The sequence below is a fragment of the Paenibacillus sp. J22R98 genome, from assembly GCF_059383835.1.
In genome coordinates this window covers 338,623-357,865 of sequence record NZ_JBXENW010000008.1, presented here as the reverse complement: position 1 = coordinate 357,865, position 19,243 = coordinate 338,623, and the positions used below count along the sequence as shown (strand labels likewise).

Annotated in this window: 16 protein-coding genes; 13 read left to right on the top strand and 3 right to left on the bottom strand. The window is 52.6% G+C overall.

The genetic code is table 11. From position 1 onward, the window contains the following. Window positions 1-608 precede the first annotated feature (608 nt). On the bottom strand, window positions 609-1,451 hold the full coding sequence (locus AC50Y3_RS22590) for an alpha/beta hydrolase (protein ID WP_494820977.1): 843 nt from the start codon (window positions 1,449-1,451) through the stop codon (window positions 609-611). A 231-nt stretch (window positions 1,452-1,682) separates the two neighbouring features. On the opposite strand from AC50Y3_RS22590, the gene AC50Y3_RS22585 reads away from it, so the two are divergent. The 5 genes from AC50Y3_RS22585 (at window position 1,683) to AC50Y3_RS22565 (ending at window position 6,611) form a co-directional block, all read left to right on the top strand. After that, the gene (locus AC50Y3_RS22585) at window positions 1,683-2,795 is read left to right on the top strand and encodes a Gfo/Idh/MocA family protein (RefSeq protein ID WP_494820976.1); all 1,113 of its coding nucleotides are present in this window, start codon (window positions 1,683-1,685) and stop codon (window positions 2,793-2,795) included. A gap of 32 nt (window positions 2,796-2,827) precedes the next feature. Continuing rightward, window positions 2,828-3,883, top strand: coding sequence for an oxidoreductase (locus tag AC50Y3_RS22580; protein ID WP_494820975.1), 1,056 nt, complete (start codon window positions 2,828-2,830; stop codon window positions 3,881-3,883). A gap of 36 nt (window positions 3,884-3,919) precedes the next feature. Further along, entirely contained in the window at window positions 3,920-4,750 is an 831-nt protein-coding gene (locus tag AC50Y3_RS22575; RefSeq protein ID WP_494820974.1) for a sugar phosphate isomerase/epimerase family protein, read from the top strand. Between the two features lie 139 nt (window positions 4,751-4,889). Continuing rightward, window positions 4,890-5,648: a hydroxypyruvate isomerase family protein gene (locus tag AC50Y3_RS22570; protein ID WP_494820973.1), complete on the top strand. Its 759-nt coding sequence runs from the start codon at window positions 4,890-4,892 to the stop codon at window positions 5,646-5,648. Between the two features lie 147 nt (window positions 5,649-5,795). Then, window positions 5,796-6,611 carry a phytanoyl-CoA dioxygenase family protein gene (locus tag AC50Y3_RS22565; protein WP_494820972.1) on the top strand — a complete coding sequence of 272 codons (816 nt, stop codon included), beginning with the start codon at window positions 5,796-5,798 and terminating at the stop codon, window positions 6,609-6,611. A gap of 473 nt (window positions 6,612-7,084) precedes the next feature. On the opposite strand, the gene AC50Y3_RS22560 is transcribed toward AC50Y3_RS22565, so the two are convergent. Together AC50Y3_RS22560 and AC50Y3_RS22555 are read right to left on the bottom strand one after the other, a co-directional pair. Then, the gene (locus AC50Y3_RS22560; protein ID WP_494820971.1) at window positions 7,085-9,049 is read right to left on the bottom strand and encodes a methyl-accepting chemotaxis protein; all 1,965 of its coding nucleotides are present in this window, start codon (window positions 9,047-9,049) and stop codon (window positions 7,085-7,087) included. 209 nt (window positions 9,050-9,258) lie between these two features. Continuing rightward, window positions 9,259-9,918 (bottom strand): GntR family transcriptional regulator, encoded by a 660-nt coding sequence (locus AC50Y3_RS22555; protein WP_494820970.1) that lies wholly within the window; start codon window positions 9,916-9,918, stop codon window positions 9,259-9,261. A 310-nt stretch (window positions 9,919-10,228) separates the two neighbouring features. Here AC50Y3_RS22555 and AC50Y3_RS22550 point away from each other — a divergent pair, with 310 nt between their 5' ends. The 8 genes from AC50Y3_RS22550 (at window position 10,229) to AC50Y3_RS22515 (ending at window position 19,136) form a co-directional block, all read left to right on the top strand. After that, complete coding sequence (locus AC50Y3_RS22550) at window positions 10,229-11,347, top strand: mandelate racemase/muconate lactonizing enzyme family protein (protein WP_494820969.1); 1,119 nt, start codon at window positions 10,229-10,231, stop codon at window positions 11,345-11,347. A gap of 15 nt (window positions 11,348-11,362) precedes the next feature. Next, window positions 11,363-12,148: an SDR family NAD(P)-dependent oxidoreductase gene (locus AC50Y3_RS22545; RefSeq protein ID WP_494820968.1), complete on the top strand. Its 786-nt coding sequence runs from the start codon at window positions 11,363-11,365 to the stop codon at window positions 12,146-12,148. Between the two features lie 67 nt (window positions 12,149-12,215). Next, window positions 12,216-13,253 carry a zinc-dependent alcohol dehydrogenase gene (locus AC50Y3_RS22540; RefSeq protein WP_494820967.1) on the top strand — a complete coding sequence of 346 codons (1,038 nt, stop codon included), beginning with the start codon at window positions 12,216-12,218 and terminating at the stop codon, window positions 13,251-13,253. After that, window positions 13,253-13,579 carry a cupin domain-containing protein gene (locus AC50Y3_RS22535; protein WP_494820966.1) on the top strand — a complete coding sequence of 109 codons (327 nt, stop codon included), beginning with the start codon at window positions 13,253-13,255 and terminating at the stop codon, window positions 13,577-13,579. Before AC50Y3_RS22540 ends, AC50Y3_RS22535 begins: the two co-directional genes overlap by 1 nt. A gap of 96 nt (window positions 13,580-13,675) precedes the next feature. Further along, on the top strand, window positions 13,676-14,680 hold the full coding sequence (locus AC50Y3_RS22530) for a DUF4432 family protein (RefSeq protein ID WP_494820965.1): 1,005 nt from the start codon (window positions 13,676-13,678) through the stop codon (window positions 14,678-14,680). Window positions 14,681-15,493: 813 nt separating this feature from the next. Further along, window positions 15,494-17,197 (top strand): stalk domain-containing protein, encoded by a 1,704-nt coding sequence (locus AC50Y3_RS22525; RefSeq protein ID WP_494820964.1) that lies wholly within the window; start codon window positions 15,494-15,496, stop codon window positions 17,195-17,197. 32 nt (window positions 17,198-17,229) lie between these two features. After that, entirely contained in the window at window positions 17,230-17,943 is a 714-nt protein-coding gene (locus AC50Y3_RS22520; protein ID WP_494820963.1) for a hypothetical protein, read from the top strand. Between the two features lie 143 nt (window positions 17,944-18,086). Further along, window positions 18,087-19,136, top strand: coding sequence for a zinc-dependent alcohol dehydrogenase (locus AC50Y3_RS22515; RefSeq protein ID WP_494820962.1), 1,050 nt, complete (start codon window positions 18,087-18,089; stop codon window positions 19,134-19,136). Window positions 19,137-19,243: the final 107 nt, after the last annotated feature.

Here is a 19,243-nt window from a genome sequence, read left to right as displayed (position 1 = left end):
AAAAAGTAACCTTTCTCGCATGATTTCCACCGCCATAAGCGGAATATCCGCTAACAGTGGAAGAAATGACCCCAAAGCGGCACTCTTAGCGGCTATTCCGCTTAAAGTGCCCGCAGTAGCGGAAAAGTAACCCTTCTCGCATGATTTCCACCGTCATAAGCGGCATATCCGCTAACAGTGGAAGAAACGGCCCAATGGAGGCACTTTTAGCGGTTATTCCTCTTAAAGTGCAGGCAACCGAAGAAAAGTAGCATCCTGCGGATGATCTCCATCGGCATAAGCGGCTATTCCGCTTAAAGTGCATTCGACTGTAGAAAAAGTAACCTCCGCGCATGAAATCCACCGCCGATAGTGAAGCCGAGAGTCGCAAAACACGACTCTCACCGGCGAAACCGCCCTTAAAAAGAAGCTGAGAGTCGCAAAACACGACTCTCACCGGCGAAACCGCCCTTAAAAAGAAGCTGAGAGTCGCAAAACACGACTCTCACCGGCGAAACCGCCCCAAAAAAGGAGCTGAGAGTCCCAAAACCCGACTCTCAGCTCCGAACCGCCCACGCCAGCCGCGGTTAGCGCCACGCCGCTCGCTCCAACACGCCAAGCGAGCTACTCTACTCCCCCAGCTGCTTCGCCAGCCATTCCTTCACCGTGTCGAATACGTCCTCGCGATCGAGCTCGTTGTGAAGCTCGTGCTTGAGGCTGGGCCACTCGATGAAGGTGCATGGAGCACCGGCTAAGTCGGCGAACTGCCGACTAGCTTTGATGGAGGTTACTTTATCGCTCCCACCATGCATGAGCAGCAGCGGCAATCTCCACTCGGCAGCATGTTTTAAAGCCCAGACCCCGGCACTTTGCACGCTGAGGAAGAAACGCGCCGTGATGGAGCCATGGCCAAGCGGATCCTCTTGATACCGTTTGATCATGATCGGATCAGAAGTCAAATGGTCGCCGTTCAAAGGTCTATTGTTAGAATAGGACGGGAATAATCGATTCACGATCCGCGCGATCACTACTTGGAGCGGGGGCGGGTTGAAGGCGAGCATTAGCCATGGTCCGGTGACGATAACGCCGTTAACATCCGGTTTCCGCCGGAGTACGTAGTTCAGCGTAACATTGCCGCCCATGCTATGTCCGTATAGGAATACCGGCGTTGCCTGGAAGCTCTCTTTTGCAGCTATAAGCATGGAATCAACGCCGCGAAGCAGTGCATCATAAGATGATGTGTGCCCACGTTTGCCTTCGTTCTTCCCATGCCCTACCTGATCGAAGCCGAAGACCGCGTACCCGGCTGCCGTAAACATTTCAGCAACATGCTGGTAACGACCGATATGCTCACCCATTCCGTGGATGAGACATACAACGGCTCGAACGTGCTGCCGATTCTCGGGCATCCATTCACAAGCATGACGAACGGTACCATCTTCGCATTGCAGCTGAAAAATACGTTCAATCATCGTTCTGCCTCCCGTAGGCGTTCATTCCGCCAGATGCGATTTTTCCGAATTGTTCTTTACATTGCTAATTCAAACTTTACCATAGTAGAACCGGGAAAATAAACGCGAACGTCAATCGCCTAAATTTTAGACTGGAAAGAAAGCAGGAGTTACGGCATTATAGAGAGAAGTTCAACGGTAGCAAGTTTATTCTAATAAACCAAATCGTCATGTATCAGGAAAGGTGGACGTATGCGTAAAACGAAAGTAGGTATTATTGGCTGCGGCGCAATCAGCGGCATTTATCTGGAGAACTGCACGGGCAGCTTCAGCGGTGTGCTTGAAGTCGTAGCCATCGCGGATCTGTTTGTAGAAGCTGCGCAAAAGCGTGCAGAGGAGTTCGGCATTCCTAAGGCCTGCTCGGTTGAAGAACTGCTGGCAATGCCCGAGGTCGAAATCGTCATTAACTTAACTTCCCCGACTGTTCATACTGAAGTAAACTTGCAAATCCTTCATGCCGGCAAACATGTCTATGCGGAAAAGCCGTTCGCGCTAACACGTGAAGATGCAGACCGCGTTCTAGACTTAGCCCGTGAAAAAGGTCTCCGTGTCGGCATCGCGCCGGATACATTCCTGGGTGCAGGCCTTCAAACCGCTCGCAAGCTGATTGAAGATGGCTGGATCGGTACACCGTATGCGGCAAGCGGTTTGATTATTATGGGCAACGCTTACGATGCGATGCATCCGCAATTCCAAAACTTCCTGCAAACCGGCTGGGATCCGCTTTTCGATATGGCGCCTTACTACCTGACGGCATTCGTTAATTTGCTAGGTCCGGTTCGTAAAGTGTCGGGCTCCGTAGGCAATGTGAATCGCGAGTTCACAGTGACGAATCCGAAATCGCCTCGTTTTGGCGAGACGGTGCCTGTTACGGCGCCTATGCATGTTTCGGCTTTGCTGGAGTTTGATAACGGTGTATCCGCAACGCTGCAAGTCGGCAAAGAGAGCTTCGGCTACACGCCGCGTCTCGAGATTTACGGCACAGAAGGCAACCTAGTAGTCAATGATCCCAACATGTTTGACGGAGCGATCACGCTGCAGCAGTCGAACGGTACGGTGAAAGAGTTCCCGTATTCCCACGGTTTCTCGAAGAACAGCCGCGGCATCGGCGTAGCCGATATGGCGTATGCGATTCAATCCGGCAGACCGCACCGCGCTAGCGGAGAGCTGTCCCGTCATGTTCTTGATATTACGATTGGCATACTCGATAGCGCTGAGAGCGGCAAACATATTGCTGTTACAGCACCATGCGAAGTTCCGGCTCCACTGCCGCTTGGCTTGAAATACAATCAACTAGACGCATAGCACATAGGATATAAGATGGGGGTCTTAAAATCATGAGCGAAAAAATCCGAGTTGGACTGATCGGTTACGGTTTTGCCGGCAGAATTTTTCATGCGCCATTTGTAGATGCTGTTGAAGGGCTGGAGCTGGCTGCTGTTGTTGAGCGCAGGTCCGCCCATTCCAAGGAGAAATATCCCGGGGTCAATGTCGTAAACGATGTCCGTCATTTGTACGAGGATCCGAGCATCGACCTTATTATCGTTACGACGCCAAGCACGGATCACTACGCGTTCGTGAAAGACGCGCTGCTCGCCGGCAAACATGTGGTCGTCGAGAAGCCGTTCACACCGACTTCTGCAGAAGCGGACGAGCTTATTGCCCTGGCGAAAAAGCAAGGCAAAGTGCTCAGTGTCTACCATAACCGCAGATATGACGGCGATTACTTAACGATTAAGGAGCTGCTTCGTCAAGGTATGATCGGCGAGGTGAGAGATTGCACCTTCTCATGGGACGGTTTCGATCCGGTCATGCAATCAACGAATTGGCGCGAAGGAGCACAACCGGGTACCGGCGTGTTCTACGATCTGGGCGTTCATTTGTTCGACCAAGCAATCACGCTCTTCGGCATACCGGATGCCATCAACGGCGATGTTCGGGTGCAGCGCGAAGGTGCGGAGGCACATGATTTCTTTGATGTGACGCTGTTCTATGGCGATCAGCGGAGAGTGCGAGTGAAGTCCTCGAAATTTGTACGTGAAGCCAGTCCGCGTTATGTATTGCATGGCACGGGAGGCTCTTTCGTCAAATACGGAACGGATCCGCAGGAAGCTGCGCTTATTGGCGGAGCGATGCCGGGCGATCACGGATTCGGTATGGAACCGCGCGAAAATTGGGGAAAGCTCAATTCTTCGATCGGAAGCATGCATTTTGAAGGCGTTGTTGAAACGTTTCACTCGTCTTACACAGGTTATTATGACAATATTTACAAGCATATCATTGGACAAGCAGAACTGAATGTGAAGCCGGAAGAAGCGAGAAATGCGATCCGATTGATCGAGCTGGCGCTCCAAAGCAGCGAGGAAGGCAGAACGCTGCCGGTTAAGCTGTAGGCTGACGTGCTTCTGCAAAATAGGAGGAACGAAGATATGTTTCCATTCCAAGCGTCATTGAACGCTTCGACATTATTTCCTTTTAAGCTGAATGTGCTGGAGCAGATCACGGTTGCTGCCGAAGCGGGATATGAAGGTATTGAGCTATGGGTTTCGGATATTGAAGCATTCCTGGCAGGCGGCGGAACTGCCGAGCAAATCAGAGAGTGTTTGAGCCTCAACAAGGTTGTGTTCGCGAACGCGATTGCTTTCTTTAAGTGGGCGGATGTGGATGCTTCTGTACGTGCAGAAGCTTTTGCCCAAGCGGAGCGTGAGCTGCGCATGCTGGCTGAGCTTGGCTGCCGCGCTGCGGCTGCGCCTCCTTTTGGCGATGTGGCTAATGTTTCGCTCAGCGAAATGGGACAGTATTATGCGGAACTGACGGCGCTTGGCCGCGAGATCGGCATTGATGTCTATTTGGAGTTCTGGGGGAAAGCGAGCAAGCTTTCGACCGTTAACGAAGCGAAAGAAGTCGTTCTGGCTTCCGGCGTCGAGCAAGCACAAGTATTGCTTGACCCGTTCCATATGTACACTGGCGGAAGTAGCGTAGAGGACTTGAAGCAGCTGAAGGGCAGTCAGATCGGCATCGTGCATGCCAATGACTACCCGGCGTCACCTTCGAGAGAAGTCATTACAGATGCAGAGCGGGTATTCCCGGGTGAAGGCGTTGCGCCTTTGAAAGAGATTGCCGAAGTGTTGTATGCTTCCGGCTATCGCGGTTATTTATCGGTGGAATTGTTCATCGAGGACTTCGGGGATCTTACGGCTCTTGAGGTAGCGAGCAAAGGGATTCAGACATTGAAGGCAGCTTTTCAGGTGGAAGTGTAAAATTTGTTTACTTTAAGGGCTGGGCATTCGGATTAAATCCGGTGCTCAGCCCTTTTCCAATATCTTCTTTACAGCCGGGCACTTGCAGCCCTATAATCGACTCGAGTAGCGTCAAATCAGGTTCTAAGGGGATGCTGTAATGAAACTGTCCGTATGTTTGGATGCTCTGTATCATGGGAAGGATTTCTTCGCCAGTCTGGAGGAAGTTCGCGCCATTGGGTATGACACCGTTGAGTTCTGGTCGTGGTGGGATAAGGACGTGGAACGTCTTGCACAATTTGCAAGCGATTACAACATGACGATTGCTTCCATGTGCGTGAAAGCGGCGAATTTGGTCGATGAATCATTGCGAGAGGCTTATCTGGATGGACTGCGAGAGACGATTGCCACTGCCAAGCAGCTTAACTGCCGTACATTGATTTTGACGGTTGGGCAGGAACTTGCCGATGTACCGCGGGAGGTGCAGCAGCAATCCATTATTGACGGACTTCGCGCGAGCGCGCCGCTGGTTGAGGCAGCCGGTATCACCATTGTGCTCGAACCGCTAAACACGCTTGTTGATCATAAAGGCTATTATTTATCTTCATCGGAAGAAGCTTTTCATATTCTGCGTCAGGTCGGAAGTCCGAACGTGAAGCTGGTCTTTGACATCTATCATCAGCAAATTACGGAGGGCAACCTGCTTGCAAACATCCTTCCGAATTTGGAGCTGATTGGCCACTTCCATGCAGCTGGAAATCCGGGTCGCCACGAGCTGAGCTCGGGGGAGCTGCATTATGGGCGGATTTTTGAAGCACTGGATGCGGCTGGCTATGAGGGCTACATGGGTCTGGAATACTTCCCGGTTGCCTCACCGGAGGTCGGGTTGAGGGAGCTGCTTGCTGAATTGAGCGTTTAGTAGCGGCAATTGCAAGCGTTCAGGACAAGTAGCAAAGTAATGACAGTAGCAGCGGCAGAAACAGTAGCAATGGCAAAAACAGTAGCGGTGACAGTTCTGTAACTCAAGATAGAGTGTTGTGCACGAAAGACAATGGGAGGAGCATGAATGATGAAGTTGACGGATGAGCAGCTTGCGTTCTTTGACACCTTTGGCTTTATTAAGTTTGCCGGACTCTTGAAGGCTGAGAACAGTTGGATCACGGAGGAATTTGAAGCGGTTTTTCCAATGCTGGAGGAGAAGCATGACGGCTCCAAGCGAACGATGATCGTGCCGTTCGTCGATCAGCGCGAGCGGCTGTGCTCGTTGGTCGATGATCCGCGAATTGCCGGAATCGCGAAATCGCTGCTCGGCGAAGATTTCAATTACATGGGCAGTGACGGGAACTATTACACCGGCGACACCCCTTGGCATCGGGATGGAGAGAATCGGGCACGGCGGCATATTAAGATAGCGCTGTACCTGGATGAGCTGGATGGATCAAACGGAGCGCTTCGTGTGATGCCGGGTACGCATCGGTTGGATGACCAGTACGGACAGGATGCGGCAAAAATTTGCCGGTCCATCGGGCAGCTTGGCATCCATGGTGCAGACCTGCCTGCACAAGTACTCGATGTCGTGCCAGGCGATGTGCTGGTGTTCGACCACAATCTATTTCATGCTTCCTTCGGAGGAAGCTCACAGCGCAGAATGTTCACTTTGAATTTGTGCCAGCGTTTTAAGGACGAAGACCTTGATGAGCTGCGCAGCTACATCCTGATGCATGCCCATTTCCGCCGCGACCACTATTATGGTCAAGCGATGCTAAGCAGCGCCACAGAGGAACGGCGCACTCATCTGGAGCAGGTCGACTCCATCTGCGGCGACTACGCCAAACGGACCGAGCATCTCCCGCGCCTGCCGATGCGGATCGGAATGCCTTAAATTGCAAAGCCCCACTGAGGAACGGTTATCGTTCTTTAGTGGGGCTTTTTATTTTTGTGGTGGTGGGAGAGTTGAGCTCTCAGTGAAAGAAGGGTACGAGGGGATCTACAAAGTAACTAGTTTCGTGAAAGTGTTGCTCAAGGAGCTACACTTTGCTCCATTCAGTCAAATTTCGGTGAAAGTGTTGCTCAGAGAGCTACACTTTGCTCGATTTAGCCGAATTTCGGTGAAAGTGTAGCTCTGGAAGCTACTCCTTACTCGATTCTTCGAAACGTGCTCATGAAGCGCACTAGGGGATCTACATGAGAGTGAAATTGGCGGAATATGCGAAAGAAGCGCACCAGGGGATCTACATGGCGGCGAAATGCCGGAGCAATTTCGGAACCTGCGCGGCTAACATCCCCAACAACAAAAGTGGCAGCAGCCTTAAGCCATCTCGCGATGAGCCTAAGAGCTGCTGCCACTTTGTACATTTACAATTTAAACCGGTCTACACGCTCCTGCAAATCCTCGGCCATCTTCGTCAGGAAAGCTGCCGATGCGGCGATCTCTTCCATGGATGCCAGCTGCTGCTGCGCGGCGGCGGATACATTTTGCGTAGCCATTGCGTTCTCCTCCACAACCTCGGAGATGACCCCGATCGCGGCGACGGTTTCTCTACCATCGCTTGAAATCTGCTGAGAGACATAGGTGACCTCTTTTATCTGCGATTCCACTTCGAGTACGGAGCCTTTAATTTGTTTAAACAAAACACCTGCACGGCTGATAACGGCAATTCCCTCTGTTACTTCAACCGATGTGGCCTGCATAGATTCAACGGCCATATGCGTACTGCTCTGCATGGATTGGACAACCTCGATAACGCCTTTGGAGGAAAGGGCGGTTTGCTCGGCCAGCTTCTTCACCTCTTGAGCGACCACGGCAAAACCTCTTCCATGCTCGCCGGCCCTAGCCGCTTCAATAGAAGCGTTCAAGGACAGCAGGTTGGTTTGGCTCGATATCTCTTGAATCATACCGACCATTTGGCTGATTTCTACCGATTGCTCGGATAAATGGGTAATGACTTGGGACAAATGCTCAAACGTACGCTCGATGGACTGCATTTGCGCGACCGCAGTTTGAATCGCTTCGTTTCCTTCAGCCGAGATATGGGAGGTTTGAACCGCCACCTCCGTGACTTGCTGTGCATTGGACGCGATTTCCTCCACACCCTTAGACATCTCATCGACCGAGGAGGAGCCGATTTTGACGCTGTTTACTTGCTTCTCGGCTCCGATCGCCATCAGTTGAATATTCTCTGCGATAAACTGCGTAGCGACCGATGTTTGATCGGAGCTGGCGGACAGCTGCTCGGAGGAAGCGGCGAGCTGATGAGAGGTTTCGTTCACCTCGGTCAACAATGTCTTCAGGGAATGAATCATATCGTTGAAGCTTGTGCCTAGCTGCGAAATTTCGTCATTGTTGCCTCGCGATGTATCGATAACGACTGTTAGATCACCGCTGCTGATTTGTTTGGAAACGGTAATCAGTCTGCGAATCGGAGCGACGATGGAACGAATGATGAGATAGATGAGTGCTGCGCCGACAACCATGCAGATCACAATAACAAGAATGGTTTGATATAGAATCGCTGCCGCATCCTCATTGATCTCGTCCACACTGAACGTGCCTGCAAGCTTCCAGCCTGTCATCGTGTTCGTAATGACGGATTCCTTCATTGTCTGACCCTTCTCTTCGTAGGTGAAGACGGCGGAATCAGCACTATACATCGGTGTTGCAATTGCTGTAGGCACGGGAGTACCGGGCTGCGCCTTCGGGTGAATCAAGTAGGTTTTGTCAGCACCGGAGATCGTGACATAACCGTCTTTGCCGATCTTCACCATTTGAATCTGTTTGGATAGCGCGCCCAGATTAAGGTCAACACCGATAACGTACGAATGATCCGGTGCGGATTTGGCAATGGTGACCACGATTTTACCGTCCGTTGCGTTGACATAAGGGGCTGTAACGATAATTTGACCGTTCTGTTTCATCGCTTGCTCATACCAAGGGCGTATCCGCGGGTCAAAATCCTTCGGCAGCTCCTGCTTAGGCGTGAGCAGCATTTCTCCGGTTGCGGTGCCGACAAACGTATTGTCAATCTCCGGATGAAGATCGCCGAATTTCTCCAGTTTGCCTAACAGGTCAGCGGGAGCAGCCGCGGATAGACTTTGCGAGAGGAAATCAACGTCTCTGCGAATCGGCTCGACATAGCCGGTAAGCATTTGATCCAGCACCCGAACATTTTCGTTAACGGTGGCGTTCATGCGCTCTTCAATTTGATCCTTGGCCGTCCCGTACGAGAACCAGCCAATAGCCAGGCTCGGGATAAGCAGGATTGCCGTGAAGGCCAGAATTAGCTTGTTTCGAAGCGTTAGTGAGAATAAAGTGCGTTTCATGAATAGGACCAACTTTCTATCGTCTCATTTTATGGAAGCTGTGGTTCATTAAAGGGCGTAGCTGCTGCCTAAATCATTATCCACCTAAACTATTAAATAATTTTATGAAAAGGCGGGGGAAAAGGATTAGTTTTTTGTTAGTTCTGTTAGAGCATGAGGAAGAACACAAAAAAAGAGACCCTAGCGGCCTCGTTTGATGAGTATCATCGTTATTTGGTAAAGCAAAGAAGATTGTCGTCGCTGTGGAGATGATTAAGAATCGCTTGCTGAATAAGCTCCAAATCCTTGGTTTGAAACGCATCGAGCAGATCCTGATGATCCTTCTCCATGTGGTCCAGGTCGTAGAACGGAAGGTTTTTGGAGAAATGGAGGCGGATCTGATTGACGATGCTTTGCCAGGTGAGCATAACCGTCCGCTCGGTTGCCATCTCCAGAATGGATTGGTGAAAAAGAATATCGAGATCAACGAGACGGCTCTTCGCTCCGCTCGCTACCGCTTCTCTCATCTCATCAATGATGCCTTGCTGCTTGCTGAAGAAGTGGTCGTCCAGCTTGTCTAGGTAGCGCTTCACGACGAACCATTCGATATGGAAGCGGATCGGCATAAGAATGTTCTGGACTTCATCGGCATCCAAATCCGCGACGACGGTTTCTTTATAAGGAACGGAGAGGAGCAGACCTTCGCGTTCGAGCTGGCGGATCGCTTCGCGAATAGGGCCGCGGCTGACACCCATTTGCTCGGCAATCTCCATCTCTTTAATGCGAGCACCAGGCTGCAGATGACCGTTAAGTATCGCTTCTCGTAAATCATGCGTCACTTTCTCGCGAAGTGACGTATTGGCTTGCTGCTTGAACGTGAATTCAGCCATATCAGAATTGCTCCCTTGTAAGTGTAAGACTCGCATGATGGTGCCTATGTAATCGATAAATCCTAGTATACGTTGAAAGCCGAAAAAAAGCACTTTGTTTGTATTTTGTTAACAATCTACAATATACAATCAGGGTAAATATTGTTGACAATAATTCGAGCCCGGCACTACAATAAGCTTATTCCAATGTAAGCGCTATACTATTTGGTTGATTAATGCAGTTATAATGCCGCTATTTGCAGGTTGGCAATTATGAATACGATGAACATTTTACGGCATGAAGACACTACGCGAGCAGGGGGAACCGGCAATGAGAATTACAGAAGTGGAATCGATTTATCTGCGTATTCCGGATTTGGATGCTGAGCGCTGCGATGGCACGCAGGATACGCTTATGATCCGCATTCATACGGATGAAGGCATTACCGGCTATGGTGAGGTTGACTCTGTTCCGCTCGTGGCGAAGGCTGCCATTGATGCGCCGCCTTCCCATTCGATTGCTACGGGACTTCGTTCGCTTCTTATAGGAGAAAATCCGCTTGAAATCGACCGTCTGTGGGACAAAATGTACCGGGGTACGATTTACTTCGGCCGCGGCGGTCCCGTCATGCATGCGATGAGCGGCATCGATATGGCGCTGTGGGATATTGCCGGCAAGAAAGCTGGCCGTCCGGTGTCCGAGATGCTCGGGGGTACGTACCGTTCCAAGCTGAAAGCCTATGCAAGCTCGCTTATGCCGGACACGATTGAAGAGGCGGTTCGCCTGGCAGGGCAGTTCGCATCGGAAGGCTACAAGGCAATGAAGTTCGGCTGGGGGCCGATCGGCCGCGATCCGAAATTCGATGAGCAGCAAATTCGCGCGATCCGCGAAACCGTTGGCGAAGACATGGATGTGATGATCGACGGCGGTCTGGCTTGGGATCTGAAAGGCGCGCTCCGCATGGCGGAAGTGTATGAGAAGTACGGCGTATTCTGGCTTGAGGAGCCGCTTCATCCGGAGGATTTGGTTGGCTATCGGGAGCTGTCCAGACGGACGACGCTGCGCATAGCGGGCGGTGAGCAGGAAAGCGGCGTGACTGCGTTCCGCCGGTTAATTGAAGACGGCGGACATGATATTGTCCAGCCGGATTTGGGCCGCTGCGGCGGATTGACCGAAGGTAAGCGTATCGCGTACATGGCGCATGAGCGTCATAAGCTTGTTGTACCGCATGCGTTTAAGACGGGGATTCTGGTTGCGGCTAGCACGCATTTTGCTGCGGCGATTCCGAACGGATTCATGATCGAGCATACCGCTTCCACCTCGCCGCTTGCGCGCGACTTGGTTTCGGAGGCGATTACGTTCAAGGACGGCTACGTGTATGTACCGGATCGCCCGGGTCTTGGCGTTACGGTTGATGAAGCAGTCGTGGAAAAATATCGCGTCAAATAGGAGGATTCATCTCACATGGCGAAAGCGGGCAGGTTTGACGGCAAGGTGGCGCTGATTACAGGCGGCGCAACAGGTGTCGGCTACGCAACGGCGTGCCGCTTGGCCTCGGAAGGCGCGACGGTCGTCATTACGGGACGCCGCTCGGATGTCGGAGAGCATGCTGCTGCGAAGCTGATTGAGCAAGGCTATCAAGCTAGATTCATCGCATGCGATGTATCGGATGAAGCCGCGGTTGTCGCGATGTTCGCGCAAGTAGAGCGCATCTACGGGCAACTGGATATTCTGGTGAACAATGCGGCGACGTTCGAGCCTATGCGGTTCCTCGGCGCAGAGATGAAGGATTGGCGCAAGGTTTTCGATATTATCGTAAACGGTACCTTCCACTGCACACAAGCCGCTGCGCGCATGATGACGGCCAAGGGCATTCGTGGCTCGATCATCAATGTATCCTCGATTAACGGCAGCCGCGCGCTGGATGAATCATCGAGCTACAATGCGGCGAAAGGCGCGATGGACCAGTTGACGCGCAATACGGCACTGGAGCTAATCGACGTTGGTATTCGCGTGAACTCGGTCGCGCTCGGTTTTATCGAGACGCCGATGTCGGTGGTGGATGGCGTGAAGGAACATGAGACGGACTGGTTCCAAGATATTTACGTCGCCCGCGGCAAAATCGCCCAGCGGCGGCAGGGCCAGCCGGAGGAAGTGGCCGGCGTCATCGCTTTTCTGGCATCGGAGGATGCCTCTTACATATGCGGTGCGGTCATTCCGGTTGACGGCGGATTGTCGATAACCTTTTAAATAAACGAGAGAGGTGCGGGAGAATGGATTCCTTGCGCCTCTTCATCCTGAGAGGAGATTAGAGTCTATGCAGGCACTTATCTATGAAGGTCCGAAGGAAATGAATGTGAGGGAAGTCGATGCGCCGGTCGCTGGGGAAGACGAAATAGTCATTCAGGTTGCGTTCAGTGGAATATGCGGTTCGGAGCTAAGCGGCTTCTTAGGCAAAAATTCACTCCGCAAGCCTCCGATGATCTTCGGCCACGAGTTCTCCGGCACAATTGCCTCCATGGGCAGCCGGGTTGAAGCCTCCGGCGCTTGGGCGATTGGGCAGCGCGTCACGGCGAATCCGCTTGTGACCTGCGGCCATTGCGATAAATGCGCGAGCGGCAGGCAGCAGCTGTGCGTCTCGCGGAAGCTGCTTTCCGCGGCGCTGCCCGGCAGCAACGCGGAATATGTGAAGATTCCGGCAGCCTTCGTCTATGCGGTGCCGGATGGGATGACATTGCAGAAGGCTGCACTGGCGGAGCCGACTGCTTGCGCAGTGCGTGTTGCCGAGCTCGCCGCCACGAAGCCGACGGACAAGGTGCTTATTCTCGGCATGGGGCCGATTGGACTTCTTGCTCTTCAAGCGGTGCTGCAGTATGGCGTTCAGGAAGTGATTGCCGTGGACATGAACGAGGATCGCCTTGCGATTGCGCGGCGTCTCGGCGCTAAGCATGTGATTTGTCCAGCCGGCGTAGATACGCTGGAGGAAGTGAAGCGGTTGACCGGGGGCAGCGGCGTGAACATTGCTATAGATGCGGTGGGCGCTGGCTTGACGCGCAAGCAGTGCGTGTTGGCGTGTACGACCGGTGGTCGCGTTGTTTTTACAGGGCTGCATGAGGAAGAATCCGCGTTGCCGATCAATATCGCGATCCGCAGCGAGATTACGATGACGGGCTCTTTTGCCTACTCGGCTGTGAATTTCCGTACGGCGCTTCAGTGGTTGGAGGAAGGCCGAATCGGGCTTGATGAAGGTGTAATTGAAGCACCGCTTAGCGATGGCGCGAAGTGGTTCGAGGTGTTGCTTGGTTCGCCGGGCAACGTGTCGAAAGTATTGCTAGTTCCCGGAGGTGCGTTGTAATGCCGCGTTTTGAAGAATGGCACTCGCCGATTGCCGGCATTAGCCGCAAAATATTCCGCCCCGGCCAATCGATCATGAGTATGATGCTTACGCTCGATTCGGGCTCAATCGGACCTGCCCACTCACACCCGCATGAGCAGCTTACCTTTGTCATCAGCGGCAAAATCGCCATGACGATGAACGGCGAAACGACAATTGTCGGCGCAGGCGAACAAATTCATGTGCCCGGCGATGCGGTGCATGAGGTGAAGGCGCTGGAGGATACGGTGATGATCGAGAACTTTACGCCGCTGCGCGAGGATCTGCTGGCTACGATTACGGAGTAGGGCTCAGAATAACTTAACCTGTTGGGCGAAAGGATCGGAAGGACGAGATTGAAGTCTAGAGCTCAGTAATCTGCGGGGTGAAGGGGTGGCTTGGCTGTGACTGTTAAGGTGGATACCAATTGGACATACAACGACATTCGAACGGTGCTGCTGGAGAATGAGCTGATTCGCGTCCTTATTATGCCGGACCTAGGCGCGAAAATATGGCAGATCACGTTCAAGCCTCGCGGCAAGGATCTTCTGTGGCATCATCCTCGCATGAAACCGAGAAAGCTTGCGCTGCATGCCGTGTACGATGATCACTTTTTCGGCGGCTGGGATGAGCTGTATCCGAATGATATCGCAGAGACGATCGATGGCGAGACGTTCCCGGATCACGGGGAGATTTGGACGCTGCCGTGGCAATATGCGCTGGAGCGCGTGGATAGCGAAGAGGTTACGCTTCACATGTGGGTGGAAACGCCAATCAGTGCAACGCGTCTGAGCAAGCGAGTTACGCTTCGCGCCGGCGAATCGAAGCTGCGTTTCGCCCATACGATCACGAATATCGGCCGCAAACCGCAGCCTTACTTGTGGAAGCTGCACGCGGCGATGGCAGCGGATGAGCATTCGCGGATTGATCTGCCTGCCCGGACCATGGAGATGGAGGGCTTCGGCACGCCGCGTACAGGTAAAACCTCGTACAGCTACCGGTGGCCCTATTCCGAGGATGATGCTGGCAAGGTGCATGATATGCGGCAAGTGCTGCCGCATTCGTCAGGCGTCAGCGAGTTCCAGTATGCCACGGACATGCAGGCTGGATGGTGCGCTCTGACGCATACTCGGGAGGGCATCGGGTTTGGTCTGAGCTATGATAACCGCGTGCTGCCAACATGCTGGCTGTTCGCCTCCTATGGCGGCTGGCGGGAACTGCAAACCGTGGTACTGGAGCCATGTTCCGGCTATCCGGTCGGCTTGCAAGACGGGCTGGAGCGCGGAACGCATCAGGTTTTGCAGCCTGGCGAGACGGTGTCCTGCACCGTCATCGCTACGGTGTACGAAGGATTGTCTGCCGTCGATCATATCGATGCGGACGGCGAAGTGACGGGTACGGCGGGTTGAGCAACCTGTGCTAAAATGCTACCCCGTAAGCGCTAAGGGTAGTTGGAGGATAGCTGAGAGTAGGATTTTCCTACTCTCGGCTATTTTTATGTGCTGATTTCGCGCTGAGAGTCGGGTTTTCCGCCTCTCAGACGCCGAGTTGGGGGTTAGTTGGAGGGAATGCCGGCTGAGAGTTTGATTTTGGAACTCTCAGCCGCATTTAGGTGCTGATTTGGTGCTGAGAGTTCGATTTTCGAACTCTCAGACGCCGAAGATCGGGTTAGTTGGAGTGAATGCCGGCTGAGAGTTTGAGTTTCGACTTCTCAGAGGGAGAACATTGCGAGAGTGGAGCAAATATGGAGCGATGGCGACAACTTAAGCGGTATATCCGCTTAAGAACTCCAAAACGAGCTAGTTTGCACGATATAAGCGGAATAGCCGCTTAAAGTGGGAGTACAGTGCGAGAAAAGTGCAAATATGGAGCGATGGCGACAATTTAAGCGGTATATTCGCTTAAGAACTCCAAAGCGAGCTAGTTTGCACGATATAAGCGGAATAGCCGCTTAAAGTGGGAGAACATTGCGAGAGTGGAGCAAATATGGAGCGATGGCGACAACTTAAGCGGTATATCCGCTTAAGAACTCCAAAGCGAGCTAGTTTGCACGATATAAGCGGAATAGCCGCTTACAGCAGGAGAACATTGCGAGGTGGAGCAAATATGGAGCGTTCGCGACAGCGCTAGCGGAACAGCCGCTGGAAAGGCATGTAACTTTTCCCGGTGAGGGCCGTCTATAGAGGTGAATCGCAAACGAGAGTTGAGAGGAGCATGTCGCAATGAAGTCATGGAAACATACCACGCTTGCGTTGGTGGCGGCCGGGCTGCTGATGTCCAGCACCGCGGTAGCCTCTGCACAAGCAACCGCAGATCCGAATACGAGCTACGATGGCCAAACGATGCCGGCTGTGTCGAATAAGGTTCCTTTTGCTAAGCCGGTTTGGACGGTTGATCTGGACAAACCTACGATAGAGAACAGCTACCAAGTCCCGATTGTGATCGATAACGGTACATTTTATACGATCAAAGCGGGCGTGCTGCAAGCGCGAACGATTCAAACCGGCAAGCTGCTCTGGGCTTACGGCACGAAACTGCAGGCAGGAGCCATTCAACTACTAAACGGCAACCTATTCGTAAGTGGGCAGGACGGCGCGGTCTATCAAGTGGCTGCCAAAACAGGCACGGCCAAGCGAGTATACCAGGCGAATAAGAAGTCCACATTCAGCCAGTTCAAGGTGGAAGGGAATACGCTGTATTTTGCCTCCTCGTTGGGGCTTGTCTCGGTCAATCTCGCAACGGGCCATGAGAAATGGCGCAACACGGATGTGAACAGCATCCCTGAGAAGGTCGGCGGCAAACTGCTCGTGCTGGCAATGGAGTCCGGCGCGATTACGGTGACGACAACGTATGCCATTGATGAATCGACCGGCAAAACCATGTGGAGGCTGGCGGGCAGCCATTCGCATGTGCTGAAGGTGGATGGAGAGAAGCTTTATTTTGAAAACGATTGGCCGAAGAACGATTCCTCCAAATTTCTCGTAGACCTGGATGTCGTCGATTTGCAAACAGGCAGCGTCGTGGATACCAAATCTTTTGTCCCTGTTAAACAAGGGGAAGACCCGATGTACCAATACGCAACGAAGCTTGTGGTGGAAGGCGACGATGTCTATGTGTCCACCAAGGACCATCAGGTTTACCACTATAATTTGAATGCCGATCCAGCGGTAGTGAAACCGGAGATCATCCAGGATGACGGCACATGGATCGCAGGACCCTACAACGGAAAGCTGATTTATAAGAACGGAGACAACATCGGTCTGCATGCGCGCAAAATAGTCGATCATTCGCCGGTGTTCTATCAGGGACTCGACAATCCGGCTAGCCGTGTAGATCTTATCGATTCGGGTCTGTATGTCGGGCAAACCGATGGTGAGGTTTATGCGCTGAACGTTGCGACTGGCAAAGCACTTTCCCGTTATCAAACTTCCGCTCGGAGCTATGGCCCTTTCCAAGTGGTGGGAGACAAGCTGCTCGTGCAGGCAGAGGGTAAGCTCTACGCGTTTACGCTTCCGGCCGAATTACGCAAGCCGATCAGCGGCATTGGGCTCGGAACAGGGGCTTACCTAAAAACGGATGCCAGCCTCTCCATCGATGGTCAGCTGAAGAAATTCGAGCCGAGTATGATGACAACCGGCAATCGGATGCTTGTTCCGCTTCGTTTTCTCGTGAGCGAAATCGGGGCCAAAACCGGCTACAATACACAAACCAAACAAACCACCGTCACGCGCGGCGACCGCTCGATCATTTTGGCGGAAGGAGCTCCTTTTGCAACCGTGGGAAGCGGGCAGACCGCGTTGTCTTTTGCACCTGTCGTGCTAAGCGGCAGCCTATACATCCCGGTCAGCGATATCGGCAAACTGCTCGGAGTTGACGTGAAGTGGGACGGCGGAACGCGAACAGTTGAAGTGAGCACGAAGGGATAAGTTAGCCATGCAATCAAGCAGGAGATGATGCTATGAAGAAAATAATATTTTCGCTCCTTCTGCTGCTTGTTTGTCTGACGGGGTGCAAGAACGATGAGAGTTCCATCTCGCTCGCTGATGTGAAAGAGATTTTTGGCCACAACGGCATACTCCTCGAGCCGATGCAAAACGGAAATCCGGAGTCTGTATTTGCAAGGGTATATAATGGCGTCACTCCGAGCCGATTTGTGGTGGATACGAAGCAAACCATTAGCATCTATGTGTATCCTTCCCCGGGAGAGGCTGTTAAGGGGGTTAAAGATTTCGAAAACAAGACGGCCGCCGCCGATGTTATTGCGCATACCCGCTATCAAATCAACAATATCGTGCTGTATGACATCACGGATCTCAAGCCGAACAGGGATCATGTAGCGAAGGCGATTCAGGATCTGCGTGGGTATGCTGCTGTGTCGAATCCACCTGTGGAACTGACGGACGCGGGCAAAGCGAAGTATCGTGAGATCGCTTGGGCTACGGTTGAAGAGGAGCAGCGCAAGCATGTAACGGGACGCAGCACGGATGCCGAAGTGACAACGATTATTATGAATAATCATTGGATTACGCCTAATAAAGATCGTACGAAGCTCCGCTATCATAAGCTTGTTACCGTGACGTTCAATACCGATCAAGACGGGCTGCTCGGCCCCATTGTTGTTGTCATTAACCCTGCTAATCATGAGGTGGTAGGGTGTTATCCAAGGTATTAGTTGTCGCGCACGGGCTCTCCCTAATCACCTGTAGAATTGACAAAAACCGCTGGCGTTCGGAGATGGAGGGATCCTGCGGTGAATGCTACGATAGCTTCAGGTTCGACTTGCTTGCGGAAGTTGAGGGGAGAGGGATGACAAGGATGACGACACAACGTTTGGACTTCATTGCGCCAAAGGAAGTTGCTTTTGTAGAGGTGGAGAATAGTCGGCTGGAAGCGAAGGAAGTTAGATTGACGACGCTGTACTCCGGGATTAGCGCCGGAACGCAGTTGACGGCCTATCGCGGCCTTAATCCTTTTGTGAAAAAGCAATTCGATCAAGAACAACGGATCTTCACGGAGCGAATCGAAGATGAATCGTCCTTGTATCCGGTGCGGGGCTGCTGGGGTTACGAAGAAGTCGGCGTCGTAACGGAAGTAGGCTCGGCCGTTAGCGGCATTAAAGAAGGCGATGTCGTGTATGGAACATGGGGGCATAAGAGCTCGCATGTCGTAACGGAGGACTTCGCGCGCAAGCATCTGCTGCCGCAAGGACTTGATCCGGTGGCCGGTATTTATTCGCAAATGGGCGCGATTGCGCTGAATGCAATTCTGGATGCGGATATCCACATCGGGGAAACGGTTGCCGTGTTCGGGCAAGGTGTGCCCGGACAGCTGGTTGCTCAGCTGGCTAGGCTGAACGGGGCGGAAGTGATCGCGATTGATTTGGACGATTATCGGCTCGGATTCTCCGAGCAATTCGGAGCAGCGCATACGATCAATTCGCGGAATTGCAACGACGTTGCCAGCCGCATTAAAGAGCTGACAGGCGGCAGAGGAGCGGATGTCGCGATTGAAATTTCCGGTGCTTCCGGTGCGCTGCATGAAGCGATTCGCTCGGTTGTCTATAACGGCCGCGTGGTGACTGCAGGCTTCTATCAAGGCGGAGCGAAGGATCTGTACCTCGGTGAGGAGTTCCATCATAATCGTGTGCAGCTCATTGGCTCGCAAATCAGCGGCATCAACCTGCAGCTGACGAATCGCTGGGATCGTCTTCGGATGGAACGGACGATTATGGAGCTGGCGTTATCCGGCCGCTTGAAGCTGGCCGAGCTTGTCACACACCAAGTTCCGTTTGAACAAGCGGCAGATGCCTACCGGATGTTAGATACCAATGCGGAAAAGTCCTTGCAGGTGGTATTGAAATTCTAATTGTTGCTGAGATAGAAAACTCCGGCGAGGTTGCCGGAGTTTTTGTTTAGGCGGTGGCTGGGGCTGGTGGAAGAGGCGAGATGTTGCACATTGTGCAGGCACGGTTA

Bases quoted from the DNA above. Each gene is read 5' to 3' on its own strand.
- AC50Y3_RS22590 (WP_494820977.1), bottom strand. From the start codon at position 1,451: ATGATTGAACGTATTTTTCAGCTGCAATGCGAAGATGGTACCGTTCGT.
- AC50Y3_RS22585 (WP_494820976.1), top strand. From the start codon at position 1,683: ATGCGTAAAACGAAAGTAGGTATTATTGGCTGCGGCGCAATCAGCGGC.
- AC50Y3_RS22580 (WP_494820975.1), top strand. From the start codon at position 2,828: ATGAGCGAAAAAATCCGAGTTGGACTGATCGGTTACGGTTTTGCCGGC.
- AC50Y3_RS22575 (WP_494820974.1), top strand. From the start codon at position 3,920: ATGTTTCCATTCCAAGCGTCATTGAACGCTTCGACATTATTTCCTTTT.
- AC50Y3_RS22570 (WP_494820973.1), top strand. From the start codon at position 4,890: ATGAAACTGTCCGTATGTTTGGATGCTCTGTATCATGGGAAGGATTTC.
- AC50Y3_RS22565 (WP_494820972.1), top strand. From the start codon at position 5,796: ATGATGAAGTTGACGGATGAGCAGCTTGCGTTCTTTGACACCTTTGGC.
- AC50Y3_RS22560 (WP_494820971.1), bottom strand. From the start codon at position 9,049: ATGAAACGCACTTTATTCTCACTAACGCTTCGAAACAAGCTAATTCTG.
- AC50Y3_RS22555 (WP_494820970.1), bottom strand. From the start codon at position 9,918: ATGGCTGAATTCACGTTCAAGCAGCAAGCCAATACGTCACTTCGCGAG.
- AC50Y3_RS22550 (WP_494820969.1), top strand. From the start codon at position 10,229: ATGAGAATTACAGAAGTGGAATCGATTTATCTGCGTATTCCGGATTTG.
- AC50Y3_RS22545 (WP_494820968.1), top strand. From the start codon at position 11,363: ATGGCGAAAGCGGGCAGGTTTGACGGCAAGGTGGCGCTGATTACAGGC.
- AC50Y3_RS22540 (WP_494820967.1), top strand. From the start codon at position 12,216: ATGCAGGCACTTATCTATGAAGGTCCGAAGGAAATGAATGTGAGGGAA.
- AC50Y3_RS22535 (WP_494820966.1), top strand. From the start codon at position 13,253: ATGCCGCGTTTTGAAGAATGGCACTCGCCGATTGCCGGCATTAGCCGC.
- AC50Y3_RS22525 (WP_494820964.1), top strand. From the start codon at position 15,494: ATGAAGTCATGGAAACATACCACGCTTGCGTTGGTGGCGGCCGGGCTG.
- AC50Y3_RS22520 (WP_494820963.1), top strand. From the start codon at position 17,230: ATGAAGAAAATAATATTTTCGCTCCTTCTGCTGCTTGTTTGTCTGACG.
- AC50Y3_RS22515 (WP_494820962.1), top strand. From the start codon at position 18,087: ATGACGACACAACGTTTGGACTTCATTGCGCCAAAGGAAGTTGCTTTT.